Origin of the sequence: Ructibacterium gallinarum (genome assembly GCF_014982785.1) — a bacterium.
Taxonomy (GTDB): Bacteria; Bacillota; Clostridia; order Monoglobales; family Monoglobaceae; genus Ructibacterium; species Ructibacterium gallinarum.
The window spans coordinates 140068-153102 of sequence record NZ_JADCKB010000002.1; the positions used below are offsets into that span (position 1 = coordinate 140068).

At 49.2% G+C, this 13035-nt stretch carries 13 protein-coding genes; 8 read left to right on the forward strand and 5 right to left on the reverse strand.

The window, feature by feature from the left end:
- Positions 1 to 107 precede the first annotated feature (107 nt).
- Both INF28_RS01845 and serS read left to right on the forward strand, forming a co-directional pair.
- Entirely contained in the window at positions 108 to 548 is a 441-nt protein-coding gene (locus INF28_RS01845; RefSeq protein ID WP_226391773.1) for a hypothetical protein, read from the forward strand.
- A gap of 33 nt (positions 549 to 581) precedes the next feature.
- A complete protein-coding gene (gene serS, locus INF28_RS01850) occupies positions 582 to 1859 on the forward strand; it encodes a serine--tRNA ligase (RefSeq protein ID WP_226391774.1) in 1278 nt (425 codons plus the stop codon).
- A gap of 118 nt (positions 1860 to 1977) precedes the next feature.
- Here serS and INF28_RS01855 read toward each other — a convergent pair whose 3' ends face one another.
- Complete coding sequence (locus INF28_RS01855; RefSeq protein ID WP_226391775.1) at positions 1978 to 2715, reverse strand: hypothetical protein; 738 nt, start codon at positions 2713 to 2715, stop codon at positions 1978 to 1980.
- Positions 2712 to 3203: an RNA polymerase sigma factor gene (locus INF28_RS01860; RefSeq protein ID WP_226391776.1), complete on the reverse strand. Its 492-nt coding sequence runs from the start codon at positions 3201 to 3203 to the stop codon at positions 2712 to 2714. The genes INF28_RS01855 and INF28_RS01860 overlap by 4 nt, the downstream gene beginning before the upstream one ends.
- Before the next feature lie 437 nt (positions 3204 to 3640).
- Here INF28_RS01860 and guaB point away from each other — a divergent pair, with 437 nt between their 5' ends.
- The 4 genes from guaB to INF28_RS01880 all read left to right on the forward strand — a co-directional run bounded on the left by guaB (position 3641) and on the right by INF28_RS01880 (position 9175).
- The gene (gene guaB, locus INF28_RS01865; RefSeq protein ID WP_226391777.1) at positions 3641 to 5113 is read left to right on the forward strand and encodes an IMP dehydrogenase; all 1473 of its coding nucleotides are present in this window, start codon (positions 3641 to 3643) and stop codon (positions 5111 to 5113) included.
- A 64-nt stretch (positions 5114 to 5177) separates the two neighbouring features.
- Positions 5178 to 6092: a Ppx/GppA phosphatase family protein gene (locus INF28_RS01870; protein WP_226391778.1), complete on the forward strand. Its 915-nt coding sequence runs from the start codon at positions 5178 to 5180 to the stop codon at positions 6090 to 6092.
- 172 nt (positions 6093 to 6264) lie between these two features.
- On the forward strand, positions 6265 to 6960 hold the full coding sequence (locus INF28_RS01875; protein WP_226391779.1) for a hypothetical protein: 696 nt from the start codon (positions 6265 to 6267) through the stop codon (positions 6958 to 6960).
- An 82-nt stretch (positions 6961 to 7042) separates the two neighbouring features.
- Positions 7043 to 9175, forward strand: coding sequence for an S-layer homology domain-containing protein (locus INF28_RS01880; RefSeq protein ID WP_226391780.1), 2133 nt, complete (start codon positions 7043 to 7045; stop codon positions 9173 to 9175).
- A gap of 131 nt (positions 9176 to 9306) precedes the next feature.
- Here INF28_RS01880 and fabZ read toward each other — a convergent pair whose 3' ends face one another.
- On the reverse strand, positions 9307 to 9738 hold the full coding sequence (gene fabZ, locus INF28_RS01885; protein ID WP_226391781.1) for a 3-hydroxyacyl-ACP dehydratase FabZ: 432 nt from the start codon (positions 9736 to 9738) through the stop codon (positions 9307 to 9309).
- 20 nt (positions 9739 to 9758) lie between these two features.
- Positions 9759 to 10784 (reverse strand): rod shape-determining protein, encoded by a 1026-nt coding sequence (mreB, locus tag INF28_RS01890; RefSeq protein ID WP_226391782.1) that lies wholly within the window; start codon positions 10782 to 10784, stop codon positions 9759 to 9761.
- Between the two features lie 209 nt (positions 10785 to 10993).
- Between mreB and INF28_RS01895 the strand changes: the two genes are divergently transcribed.
- Both INF28_RS01895 and INF28_RS01900 read left to right on the forward strand, forming a co-directional pair.
- On the forward strand, positions 10994 to 11431 hold the full coding sequence (locus INF28_RS01895) for a GNAT family N-acetyltransferase (RefSeq protein WP_226391783.1): 438 nt from the start codon (positions 10994 to 10996) through the stop codon (positions 11429 to 11431).
- 14 nt (positions 11432 to 11445) lie between these two features.
- Positions 11446 to 11979: a DUF5662 family protein gene (locus INF28_RS01900; RefSeq protein ID WP_226391784.1), complete on the forward strand. Its 534-nt coding sequence runs from the start codon at positions 11446 to 11448 to the stop codon at positions 11977 to 11979.
- A gap of 286 nt (positions 11980 to 12265) precedes the next feature.
- Here the strand turns inward: INF28_RS01900 and INF28_RS01905 are convergent, their stop codons facing one another.
- On the reverse strand, positions 12266 to 13030 hold the full coding sequence (locus tag INF28_RS01905; protein ID WP_226391785.1) for a 4Fe-4S binding protein: 765 nt from the start codon (positions 13028 to 13030) through the stop codon (positions 12266 to 12268).
- Positions 13031 to 13035: the final 5 nt, after the last annotated feature.

The following is a 13035-nucleotide window of genomic DNA, read 5'->3' on the forward strand; positions in this document are numbered from 1 at the left end:
TTAAGAGGCAATTTTGAAGCTTATAATACATATTATTGTTTTGTCGTTGTTTTGGTTGTAAATTACGAATAAATATACGCTTAAAAAGCAAAAAGGAGTGGACTCTTTTGCCCGACGAGAAAAAGAAATTTAAAAATCTTACCACCTATGCAGTGATTATGATTTTAGCGGTGGTAATCATTATTATTATAGCCGCCATGGCAGACAACCGGGAACAGCAGTTTGAAAACCAGATTAATCAGCAACAGGAAACCAATATGAGCATTCAAAACGAAATTGTAAACCTGAAAGATGAAAATTATCGGCTGCAAAAGGAAAAGGAGGAACTGGAACAAGCTTCCGCGGAAGCCAAGGCAAGCCTTTCCTTTTATACTGCAATGACGCAGGGCTGGGAATACTATCAGCAAGGAAAAATGGAAGAAGCTGCTGCAAAACTCAGCGAAATTCAACGGGAATCCTTATCTGATGAAGAAAAAATCCATTTTGAGCTACTGGACGGCTTAATTGCCGCAGCGGCACAGCCTGCTGATAATACGCCCCAGGAATAAACAGAACCGAAAAAAGGAAGAGAGGATAAAACTATGATTGATATGAAATTACTTAGAACCGAACCGGAAAAGGTCATTGCCGCACTGGCACGCAGAAAGGAAAAGGTGGACATTGAAGGTCTTCTTGCTCTGGACAAGGAAAAACGGGAAGTTATGTATGAGGCGGAGCAGAAAAAAGCCCAGCAAAACGCCGTTTCCAAAAAAATTCCTGCCATGAAAAAGGCAGGGGAGGATACCACCGCTGTCTTTGCGGAGATGAAACAGCTTTCCGATGAAATTAAGACTTGCGATGATAAAATCCGAGAACTGGACGAAAAAATTACCGCTATTTCCTATACCATTCCTAATCTGCCAAACCCCACCGTACCCGACGGCGACACCGATGAGGATAATGTGGAAATCCGCAGATACCTTACCCCAACGGAATTTGATTTTGAACCCAAGGCACACTGGGATCTTGGTGCGGATCTTGGCATCCTGGATCCGGAAACCGCCGCAAAAATCACGGGTACTCGATTCACCGTCTACCGCGGCGCCGGCGCGCAGCTTGAGCGTGCCATCATGAATTTCTTTCTGGACACCCATACCCAAAAGCATGGCTACAAGGAAATTTTTCCGCCGTTTATGGTGCACAGAAACAGCATGATCGGCACCGGCCAGCTGCCCAAATTTGAAGAGGACGCCTTTAAGGTAGCCGGGACAGAGTATTTCCTGGTTCCCACCGCAGAGGTTCCGGTCACCAACATGCACCGGGATGAAATCTTAGACGGCAACAAGCTTCCTATTAAATACTGCGCCTATACCGCCTGTTTCCGGGCAGAGGCCGGAAGCGCCGGCAGAGATACCCGGGGGCTGATCCGCCAGCACCAGTTTAACAAGGTGGAGCTGGTGAAATTTACCAAGCCCGAAAATTCTTATGAAGAACTGGAGAAACTGACCGCCGATGCAGAAGACGTATTAAAACTGTTAAAGCTTCCCTACCGGGTGGTAAAGATCTGTATTGGGGATCTGGGCTTTACTGCCGCCATGAAATACGATATCGAGGTCTGGATGCCCAGCTATGGCCGCTATGTGGAAATTTCCTCCTGCAGTAACTTTGAGGATTTCCAGGCACGGCGCGCCAATATTCGCTATAAAAACAATCCCAAGGACAAGGCACAGCTGGTGCACACCTTAAACGGCTCCGGCGTGGCCATTGGCAGAACCACCGCCGCAATCTTAGAAAACTATCAGAACGCAGACGGCACCATTACCATACCGGAAGTTCTGCGCCCGTATATGAACGGCCGGGAAACCATTACTGCCGAATAAATCTTGTTTCATATGAAACGCAAACCGCCGCAAATGCTTTGTTTGCATTTGCGGCGGTTTTTAAGTATTTCCCTTCTATTCTATGCCCATTCGGCGGAAATAGACTTCCCTTTTTCTTCTATATCAGTTCTTTTGCCATATCCGCAAGCTCCTGCGCCGACAGATCCCCGTCGATTTGAAGCAGGCCAAAATGGGTTCCGTCTTTTTCCCAGTTCACCCCGCGCACCTGCTTAATCTCCACTTGGTCACTGCCCCAGCTAAACACCAATGCGCCGCTTTCCTCGGCTTGTCTGTCTTCCTCGGTCATCTCATAATTGGGCGGCACCATTTTATTGGTATATTCTGTCAAATAAATGGTCACGCCATTTTTTTCATCAAAAGCCGTACCGTTTTGGGGCATTTGGGATTCATACTGCTCCTGGGACAGCTCTACCATATCCCCATCCTTGCTGTAACGGAAAACCAGAGACTTAAACTTTTCCACCACACTGCCGCTGTCGTCCGTCAGATTGTTTTTCACTATGCTTCCGTTGTCAAAGGCATAGCCGTTTGCAAAGTCTTCTTTTAAAATTGGGGTAAAACCCACATCCTTTACGCATTCCTCTTGGGTCGGAAGAGAGGTATAGTCTGGAATTGACCTGGAAGATCCATACCAGCCGGTAATCATGCCCCCTGCCGCAAAGGCAGACGCTCCAAGGATCATCACAGCCGCCGCCACGGCCAGTACCATTTTTTTCTTTGTTTTCATCACATATTTCTCCTCTTTTTGATTTTTTAACCTATCCATCATTCTCTCCTTTGCTTCAGGAGAAAGGGTTATGCGGCTGATTGCTTGTTTCAGTTCTTTTTCTTTCATTTTGACCCATCCTTTCCATATTGCATTCTCAGCATTTCCCGCCCGTATTGCAGGCGTTTCCTTACCGCCGCCGGAGAAATGGCCAGCATTCTGCCAATCTCCCCGGTCTGGTAACCTTCTATGTAAAAAAGATACAGCACCGTCTTATACTTTTCCGGCAGAAGCAATACCTCCTCTAATATGGTGCTTTCTTCCGGGGTTTGAACGTATTGGCTGATTTCATCCAGACAAATACAGCCGTGGCGCTTGCGGGCCCGGAGCATATCCTTGCTGATGTTCACCGCCACACGAATCAGCCATGCTTTTTCGTGATCGGGACTATGAAATTCCGGCGCTTTGGTCAAATACCGCAGAAAGGTATCCGATACCGCATCCTCCGCATCTGCGCTGCTGCCCAAAATAGTAAAGCATAAACGAAACAGCATATCCGCATATTGGTCTACTGTTTTTTCGATGGCATCATCAGCCGGCCGCACTGAATGATTCATCTTTCTATCAGCTCCTTTCACCTATAACACGCCTCAGCTTTCTTAATTGTGATAAAAACTTTTCTTTTTTAGCATAACACAAAAGACACAGGTTTCACAAGAAAAACTTCCTTTTTGGTCTAAATACCCAAACTCTCGCTCTTTTTCTTTCGCCTCTGGTGAAAAATAATGGTTGACGACACTCTTGTTTATGTGTTAAAATAAAGGGAAACAAGGGATTTTTTGTTGCTTGCGCTGTCCAGGTTGTCTTTTTTGGGACAGCGGTTTTTATAACCAAATGAAGATGTCTCCCTCCCCTGCAGACGGCGGGTACCACTTCATTTTTTAGCAAGAATTACTCTACCACTGGAAATGCCAAATGATGGGCTTTTAGCCCTTATTGAAATTTTTACCGAACAAAAGACAGTATGCATACTGTCTTAAAAAATAAAGAAAGGATGCGGATCAACTTGTTTACTGAAAAATTTACGAAAGAAGGTCTTACCTTTGACGACGTCCTGCTGGTACCCCAGGAATCCAACTTTTTGCCGAGAGATGTGGATCTTTCCACCCGTCTTACCAATAAAATTCAGCTGAATATCCCTATGATGAGCGCTGCCATGGACACCGTAACAGAATCCAATATGGCCATTGCTGTGGCAAGAGAGGGCGGTATTGGTATTATTCACAAAAATATGACCATTGAGGAGCAGGCAGCAGAGGTGGACAAGGTAAAGCGCAGTGAGCACGGCGTTATTGTTGATCCATTCTCCCTGTCTCCTGAACACACCTTAAACGACGCAGAAGCGCTGATGGCAAAATATAAAATTTCCGGTGTGCCCATCACCGAAGGGGAAAAACTGGTAGGAATCCTTACCAACCGTGACTTGAAGTTTGAAACGGATTATAATAAAAAAATCCGGGAATGCATGACCAAGGAAAACCTAATCACTGCCCCGGTTGGCACCACTTTAGAGGACGCAAAGGAGATCCTTCGCAGAAACAAGATTGAAAAGCTTCCCATTGTTGACCAGAACGATTGCTTAAAAGGCCTGATCACCATTAAGGATATTGAAAAGGCCATTCAATACCCCAACTCCGCCCGTGACGAAAACGGCAGACTGCTGGTGGGCGCCGCTTTGGGCGTAACGGCAGATGTGTTAGAACGTGCAGAAAAACTAGTAGCCGCCAAGGTAGACGCTGTGGTTTTGGACTCGGCTCACGGCCATTCCCAAAACATTGCTTCTTGCCTGCGGAGTCTTAAGGATGCTTTTCCGGAGCTTCAGGTTATTGCCGGCAATATCGCCACTGCCGAAGCTGCTGAATTTCTGATCAAAGCCGGTGCAGACGCAGTCAAAGTAGGTATCGGCCCTGGCTCCATTTGTACCACCCGTGTGGTTGCAGGTATTGGCGTACCTCAGATTACAGCCATCTGCGATGTGGCAGAAGTGGCCATGAAATACGGCATCCCGGTAATTGCAGACGGTGGTATCAAGTTCTCCGGCGATCTGGTTAAGGCTATTGCCGCCGGTGCAGACGTGATCATGATGGGCAGCATCTTTGCCGGCTGTGAAGAGAGCCCCGGCGATATGGAAATTTATCAGGGACGGCAATTCAAGGTTTACCGCGGCATGGGCTCCCTTGGCGCCATGAACAACGGCAGCCGTGACCGCTATTTCCAGGAAGGCGCCAAAAAACTGGTTCCCGAAGGCGTCGAAGGCCGTGTACCATATAAGGGTGCGGTTTCTGAAACCATTTTCCAGCTGCTGGGCGGTCTGCGGGCTGGTATGGGCTACTGCGGCACCAGAAATATTCCCCTCCTGAAAGAGAACGGAAAGTTTATCCGCATTACTGGTGCGGGACTCAAGGAAAGCCATCCCCACGATGTGCAGATTATCAAAGAATCCCCCAACTATTCTGTCAATATTTAAAAAACTTCGGGGTGCGGAAGCAGACGGCTTCCGCACCCCTTTTGCATCATAAAGGAGGAAAAATATGCGTTTTGCATTGATTGACTTAGGCTCTAACTCTGCCAGAATGACCATTGCGGAAATAAACGGCAATACCGCAACAACGCTTTTAAAACGGCGGGAAATGACCAGGCTTCGACAGGGAATGGAGGAAGATATGCGGCTGAAAGAGCGCCCTATGGAAAGAACCTTGCAAGCGCTCCGCGCCTTTGCAACAGAGGCCAAGGAACAAAATGCCGTCATACTGGCGGCGGCAACAGCGGCAGTCCGCAGCGCCGCAAATGGCAGAGAATTCTGCGACAGGGTCCTTGCAGAAACCGGGATCCAGCTCCATATCATCAGCGGCCAAAAAGAAGCAGAGCTGGATTTTTTGGGAATCATGCAGACCCTACCAGAAATAGAAAACGGCCTAATTGTGGATACCGGCGGCGGAAGTACTGAACTGATACTGTTTGAAAACCGCACCTTGCAGGAAAAAATCAGCCTGCCCCTTGGCGCCGCCAGCCTGTATGAACAGGCAAATACCCTGAAAAAAGCAGAGGAAACCGTTCGGCAAGGACTTTTGCAGGTTCCCTTTTTAGACCGCGCCGCAAAAAAACCACTGATTGGTATTGGCGGCAGCGTCTGCTGTCTCTGGACAGCAGAACAATATTTTACCGGCGCGCAAACAGAGCTGGGCGGCGCTTCCCTATCCCCGGCCCGGGCAGAACTGCTGTATCAAAAGCTGGCCGATATGTCCCCCGCAGAGCGGATTCATGCTGGCATTGAACCGGGCCGGTCGGAAACGGTCTGCTTTGGGATTCTTCCCTGTCTGACACTGCTGCGCCAGCTTTCCCCACCGGCACTCTCCCTTTCGTCCTCTGGCCTGCGTGAAGGTATGCTCTTTACAATTCTTCAGCACGGTATAAAAAATTTTAAGAAAAATCTGGAACTTTTTTAAACGCAGGACGTCTAATCAAATAAGCAGAAATTCTGCTTAACTGAAACAGGACGGTTTTATATATTTTGTTTTTTACTCCCTTTTCCCCGTATATTGCCTTCCTGTTTCCAATTTAATAGAGCAGGGGCAAAAAATGCCCCTGCGCACCCCTTTTATGAACGGAGGTGTGTCTATGAAACGAATTTTACCTCTTTTTCTGGCAGTCTGTATCTTTTTTATTCCGGTCTTTGCTGAGGAAACCCCCATGGCAGAACCCTTTTCCCAATTGCAGAGCTGGGGCGTGCTTTCAAAAGATACTGCGCCGGATTTTGATATGCCAATCACCCGGCGTCAGCTTTTAACCGCACTGTGTCAATGTGTCTATGGCATTATTCCTTACCCAGACCAATCGGTGCTTGAAAGTGGCTCAGGTTTTGTCTTTACCGATATTGAAGACGGAACCCAGGACTGTTCCCTTGCGGTTAACGCCGCGGCGGTTTACCACATGCTAAGCGGCAGTTATGAAGAAGATCCTTATCTTCGCTTTGCCGGCCTTGACCAAACTGTCACAGAAGAGGAGGCGGTGATCTTTACCGTCCGGCTTCTTGACTGGTATACCGGCGGCGCCGGAGAGCTTGCCCGATTGCACCGGCAGGGCTTTGCCAATGCCTACTGGACCGTAGCAGAAAACCTGGGCCTTCTCCAAAACCGCTATGATACGGACGGAAGCTATCACCTTACGGCAGAGCAAAAAGAAGAGCCGCTGACCCTGGGACAAATGACAGGGCTGTTACATAATCTGCTTTTGACTAAGCTTACCGTATATGACAGCGGCACGACCTACTCAGCCTATCTTTTGGGCGAAGTAGTCGCCCGTATGGACACTTAAGTCAGAAAAAAATAAAATGGCGGTGTGGAAAATCCTTTTTTCCGCACTGCCCGTCAACCATATTAAAGGAGGGAAATGAAAAATGAAAAAATGGTTAGCAGGTATAACGGCGGCACTGATGTTGGTTTCGCTGGTTCCGTCTTTGGGATTTGCGGCAGACGACGCCGCACTGGAACAGGCGATTCTTTCCGCCAAAAGTAAAATTGAGGTTCCGGCAGAATACACCGAATTTGAAAGCAATATTTTTACCGATGAACTGGGCAATCAGGAATTTCATCTGACCTGGTCCACCAAACCTGAGGAATATCAGGTTACCAAATCCATGGACATCACCATCAACAGCCGCGGGGATGTGGTTTCCTATAGCCACAACCAATGGAACGACAGCGAAATGGCCTTTGCCAACTACACCGGTGACGCCCTTTTGCAGATTGCAAAAGACTGGCTGTCCGGCGTAAACCCCGGCTGGATGGCAGAGCTTCCCGATGAAGCCGCAGAATATCCCATGGTGGGCAGTGTCAGAAGCGACACCGACAGGGTCACCTTCCACCGGCAGGTAAACGGCCTGGACTTTTGCGGCAATCAGGTCAACATTTCCATCAACAACCGCACCGGAGAAGTGACCGCTATGTATTCTGATTGGATCTACGCAGAAAGTGTTCCGGATCCCTCTATCGCGATTTCCGCAGAAGATGCCGCAAATATCTTTTTGAAAAACAGTCCCATGGAGCTGTTCTACCGCAGTTATGAAGAAAATCAGGCAGTATTGGTCTATGGACCAAAGGACAGTTCCTTTGCTATCAACGCCGCAACCGGCGAGGAATTTGCGCCCTTCCGCTATGGCTATTTAAACGGCAGTACGGCTTCGGGCGGCGGCGGAGCGGCTGCAGAAGAAGCGGCAGTTGCCAATGACAAAGCGGCACTCACCGAGGAAGAACTGGCAAACATCGGCGAGGTTGCAGGACTTATGAGCGAAGCCGATCTGCGCGCCAAGGCAGAGAGTTTGGAAAACACCGGCATTGATTCTGCAAAGTTTGTCTCCTGCAACTACCGCAATCTGGTCAGCTGGGAAGACGACACAAAAGACTCCAAATACCAGGCGCACCTTCTGTATCTGGAGAATGCAGATCAGGAGAACGAACACCGGTTTGAAGTGGTTATGGACGCCATGACCGGCGAACTCTTGCAGTATTTCAGCTATGACGGCAGTTATGACGACGACCCTGCCAAAATTACGCAGGAGGAGGCGAACGCCAATGCGCTGGCCTTTGCAGAGGCTTATGCACCGGAAACCGCAGGAAAGATAAAAACCATTTCTGAAAATACGGAAGAAGAGGAAGAAGAACCCCAGACCTATGACTATTCCGTTGCACTGGTTCGGCATGAAAACGAGATTCCCTATCACCAAAATTATGTTTCCATCAATGTGGACAAGAATACCGGACGGATCAAGAGCTTTTACAAGACCTGGGATAAAGAAACTGTCTTTGAAGATCCGGCCGGCGTACTGGGCGAAGACCGGGCAGGGGAACTCTTAATTGAAAAAGTGGGAATGCAACTCACTTACGCGCTGGCGCAAAACGGCACCGAAACCATTCCGGCCATGGCGCTGAAATATACGCTGGATCTGGAAAAGCCCACCTATATCGGCGCAAAAACCGGGGATCTTTTGACCTATTCCGGCGATATTTATGACCCGTCAGAAAGCACGGTTGTCTATCCGGAGGATCTTAACGGCCATTATGCTCAGGAACAGATCAACACCTTGATCGAATCTGGTATTTTACAGCTCAAGGAAGGGGAAACCTCTTTCCGGCCGGATGAAGCCATTACACAAAAAGATCTTCTAGCCTTTGTTTCCAGCCTGAAAACGGGATATATCCCCTATTATGACACCGCCGGCAGCATCATGCAAACCGCCCGGAGATATGGTATCATTGACGACCCCATCGACCCGGAAGCGCTTGCCACCCGGGAAGACGGCCTGGTATTCATCATTCGTGCCCTGAACTATGACAACGTTGCAAAGCTCAGCGGTATTTTCACCACCGGTTTTGCAGACGAGGATCAAATTACCCCGGGACGGATCGGCTATGTTGCTCTGTCCAAAGGCTTCGGCATGGTAGGCGGTGACGAAAACGGCTGTTTCAATCCGCAAGCAACCCTGACCCGTGCCGATGCAGCCATTATGATCTATAACTATCTTGCAAACTAAAAAGATTATCCCTGCACCCAGGGTTTGGGTGCAAAAAAAGGGACGGACGCAAGTGCATCACAGCACAAGCGTCCGTCCCTTTTCCATGAAAAACCGCCGGGACAGCATCTTGATCCGCGGCGGTTTTATGCTTACCGGTCTACCAAAGCAAAGGAAATCTCGCCCTTTGCCGCTACCTCATCGCCCACATAGGCACAAACATCTGCTTTGCCCATCACACTGCGCATTTTGGTCATTTCCACCTCCAGACGCAGCGTCTCTCCCGGTACCACCTGATGTTTAAACTTAAAGTTGTTAATACCGGTAAACACCGCCAGCTTCCCTTTCTGCGCCGGGTCAGAGAGCACCACCACGGCCCCCACCTGAGCCAGCGCTTCACAAATCAGCACCCCCGGCATAATCGGTCTCCCGGGAAAATGACCCTGGAAAAACGGCTCGTTCATGGTCACATTCTTAATGCCCACAGCCCGTTTTCCTTCCTCAAATTCTATAATTTTATCCACCAGCAAAAATGGATACCGGTGGGGAATAATCTCCATAATCTGTGCTGTATTTAACTCCATATAAAAATCTCCTTATTTTCTCAATTTTCCCGCTGATCCGCGGAATGATAGCTGTCCAGCACTTCCATATGCTCCAGCGCCTTCCCTGTGCCATACGCCACACAGGACTCTGCATCTTCTGCCACATAAGCACGAATTCCGGTTTCATTCTGAATCAGCCTGTCCATGCCGTAAATCAAAGCGCCGCCGCCTGTCAGCACAATACCGCCCGCGCTGATATCGCCTACCAGCTCCGGCGGAGTTTCCTCCAGAACATTGCGAACCTCTTCCACAATGGTCATGGCTGTTTCAGTAAGCGCCTCATAAATCTCATCCGACGACACCTGTATGGTCTTGGGAAGCCCTGATACCAAACTCCGCCCCCGAATATCCATGGCAAGAAGCTTGTCCCGCTTCCGGACACAGCCAATCTTGATCTTCAGCTCCTCAGCCGTTCTCTCCCCGATCAGAATGTTGTACTTCTTTCGGATATACCGGATAATGGCTTCATCAAAATTATCGCCTGCCACCTTGATCGACCGGCTGATGACAATACCGCCCAGCGAAATCACCGCTATATCGCTGGTTCCGCCTCCAATATCCACCACCATACTGCCGCAAGGCTGGCTGATGTCAATGCCAACCCCCAGCGCTGCCGCCAAAGGCTCTTCAATCAGATGCACTTTTCTGGCTCCCGCCTGGATTCCCGCATCAATCACCGCACGCTCTTCCACTTCGGTCACGCCGCTGGGTACACAAATAATCACCCGCGGCTTAAAAAAACTGCTGAATATTCCACGTTTGGTCACCCGCTGCATAAAATACCGCAGCATACGCTCCGTCACCGTATAATCCGAAATCACACCTTCCCGCAGCGGCCGCACTGCCACAATATTCCCCGGCGTCCGTCCCAGCATCTTCTGCGCTTCTGACCCCACTGCCAAAAGCCGCTTGCTATCCTTATCCACAGCTACAACCGAAGGTTCCTTGGCCACAATTCCGCGGCCTCTTACATATACCAAGATGGAGGCGGTACCCAAATCGATACCTATATCCTGTCCTAACATGCTAGAATCTCCTTTATATATATTACAGTTATGTTACAGTTATGTTACAGAAATTATTTTACAATATTTTCTGTGTGATGTCAATGACTTCTGCATAAATTCTGAAAAAAAGTTCGGATTCGTCACCATTCGACCGAGAAATCCGCGCTTGCCTTTTTGAAACAGAACGGTTATACTAAAGAAAGGATAAAAAAAGAAAGGACTTTATTATGATACGCAAAGTTGAAAAAAAAGACAAAGATCTGTTTCTGACCCTGGGTCAGGAATTTTACAGTTCAGATGCAGTTCTTCACAAAATTGCCGCAGAACATTTTAAAGCGACCTTTGACGCCGCAGCAGAGGGCTCACCCTATCTTGGGCTTTTTATTATTGAACAGGACGGTCAGACGGCAGGTTATGTGCTGGTATCTCTCACCTGGTCCAACGAAGCCGGAGGGCTCACAGTCTGGATTGAGGAAATCTATATCCGCGCCGCGTTTCAGGGGCAGGGGCTGGGGAGCAAAACCCTTGATGCCATCCAAAAGGAATATGACCAAGCCGTTCGGTTCCGGCTGGAAATCACACCGCAGAACCAGGGCGCTGCACGGCTGTACCGCCGTATGGGCTATCAGCCCCTTGACTATCTCCAGATGGTACTGGACAAATAAAGGAGGAAGGGGTTATGCAGATTACCCTAAACAAAGCATGGGGACATTTTAAGACCATTACCCGGCATCGTCACATGGTAATCCGCCACTGTGCCAAGGCCGGGATCTTGTGGCAGGGACTTTTTCATGACCTGTCCAAATATACGCCGGTGGAATTTCTCACCGGCGCACGGTATTACACCGACGGCACCCGCAGTCCCAACGAAGGCGAACGAGAGGCATATGGCTATTCCAAGGCATGGCTGCATCACAAGGGCCGCAACCGCCACCATTTTGAATACTGGAACGATTATAACAAAAAGGCCGGCAGGGTGATGCCGGTACCTATGCCCATGCGCTATGTCAAGGAACTTCTCTGTGACCGGATTGCCGCCAGCAAGATCTATCAGGGAGAAAAGTATACCCCAGAGCACCCTCTCTCTTATTATCTGCGGGGCAATACCCACCGCTTCATTGCGCCGGAAACCTCAGAGCTAATCATTTCTATGCTGACCTTGCTTGCGGAAGAAGGGGAGAATACCATGTTTCAAAAGCTGAAACAGATGTAAAAAAATACGTGCTTCGTGTATCAAACACAAGACTCCCACACAGCCGTAAAAAAATAGCGCCCGGTCTTTGGGCGCAAAGCTCCCAAAACCGGTCGCTTATTTTTTGTCTAACCTGCGGCTGCGGACTGAAATATCCCCTTTTCCTCAAATTTGTTCGGCATTAAGGGCTTCCAAAAAATGGCCGGGCCAACGCCGGCATTTTTTGGGAAAGAGGAGGCATAACGGAGCGACTAAAGCTTTGCCGCCTTTAGGCAAAGCGTAATTAGCGCAGTTTGTGCCGACGATTTTACGCTTCTGCCAAAAACCATTCGTTTTCCTTATGTACAGAGCAAACGGGCCGCATTTTTTCTGCCAAGCCGCTGATCAGCTGTTCCGGCAGGGAGCGTGCCTTTGCTGGACACACGCTGATACAGCGCATACAAGAGATACAGTTCTCTGCGGTTTTGGTCACATCCTCATAAGATATGGCCTGCACCGGGCACTCCCGGGCACACAGCTTACAGTTCACACAGCCCTCTCCTACCATAATCGGCATAGGAGCTGCGGCCTTTTTTTCTTTATACGGCCGGCTTCCCTTCACCTTCAGTTTCCCGCCGGCTTGTCCATTCTCCATGGCCTTGCAGACTTTTTCTCCAATTTGTTTCAGCTGTTCCAAATCCTCCGCATCGGGCCGTCCGGCGGCAAACTCCCGCACAATGGAATGCTCGCACACTGCCGCAACCGCCGCCACGGGATAAAATCCAGCCGCCTCTGCCGCATCCTTCATCTCAAGCAGGGTATCGTCATAATCCCGGTTTCCATAAGCGGTCAGCAAAATACAGGGCGTTTTTGCCCCTGAAAAGGCATGAAACCGCTCCATAGCCACGCCCGGCACCCTGCCTCCAAAGGAGGGAACTCCCCAAATCACCACATCTTCCGCCGAAAACGTCTGCTTCGGCGGCGGGGTCTTTAAATCAATCACTTCTGTTTCACCGCCCATGCCAGATGCCAAAGCTCGTACCGCCTTTTCTGTGCTCCCAGTGGGGCTAAAATAAATGAGATACACTTTCATAAGAA

Coding starts and splice junctions, on each gene's coding strand:
- serS (WP_226391774.1), top strand. CDS start 582: ATGATTGATATGAAATTACTTAGAACCGAACCGGAAAAGGTCATTGCC.
- INF28_RS01855 (WP_226391775.1), bottom strand. CDS start 2,715: ATGAAAGAAAAAGAACTGAAACAAGCAATCAGCCGCATAACCCTTTCT.
- INF28_RS01860 (WP_226391776.1), bottom strand. CDS start 3,203: ATGAATCATTCAGTGCGGCCGGCTGATGATGCCATCGAAAAAACAGTA.
- guaB (WP_226391777.1), top strand. CDS start 3,641: ATGCGGATCAACTTGTTTACTGAAAAATTTACGAAAGAAGGTCTTACC.
- INF28_RS01870 (WP_226391778.1), top strand. CDS start 5,178: ATGCGTTTTGCATTGATTGACTTAGGCTCTAACTCTGCCAGAATGACC.
- INF28_RS01875 (WP_226391779.1), top strand. CDS start 6,265: ATGAAACGAATTTTACCTCTTTTTCTGGCAGTCTGTATCTTTTTTATT.
- INF28_RS01880 (WP_226391780.1), top strand. CDS start 7,043: ATGAAAAAATGGTTAGCAGGTATAACGGCGGCACTGATGTTGGTTTCG.
- fabZ (WP_226391781.1), bottom strand. CDS start 9,738: ATGGAGTTAAATACAGCACAGATTATGGAGATTATTCCCCACCGGTAT.
- mreB (WP_226391782.1), bottom strand. CDS start 10,784: ATGTTAGGACAGGATATAGGTATCGATTTGGGTACCGCCTCCATCTTG.
- INF28_RS01895 (WP_226391783.1), top strand. CDS start 10,994: ATGATACGCAAAGTTGAAAAAAAAGACAAAGATCTGTTTCTGACCCTG.
- INF28_RS01900 (WP_226391784.1), top strand. CDS start 11,446: ATGCAGATTACCCTAAACAAAGCATGGGGACATTTTAAGACCATTACC.
- INF28_RS01905 (WP_226391785.1), bottom strand. CDS start 13,030: ATGAAAGTGTATCTCATTTATTTTAGCCCCACTGGGAGCACAGAAAAG.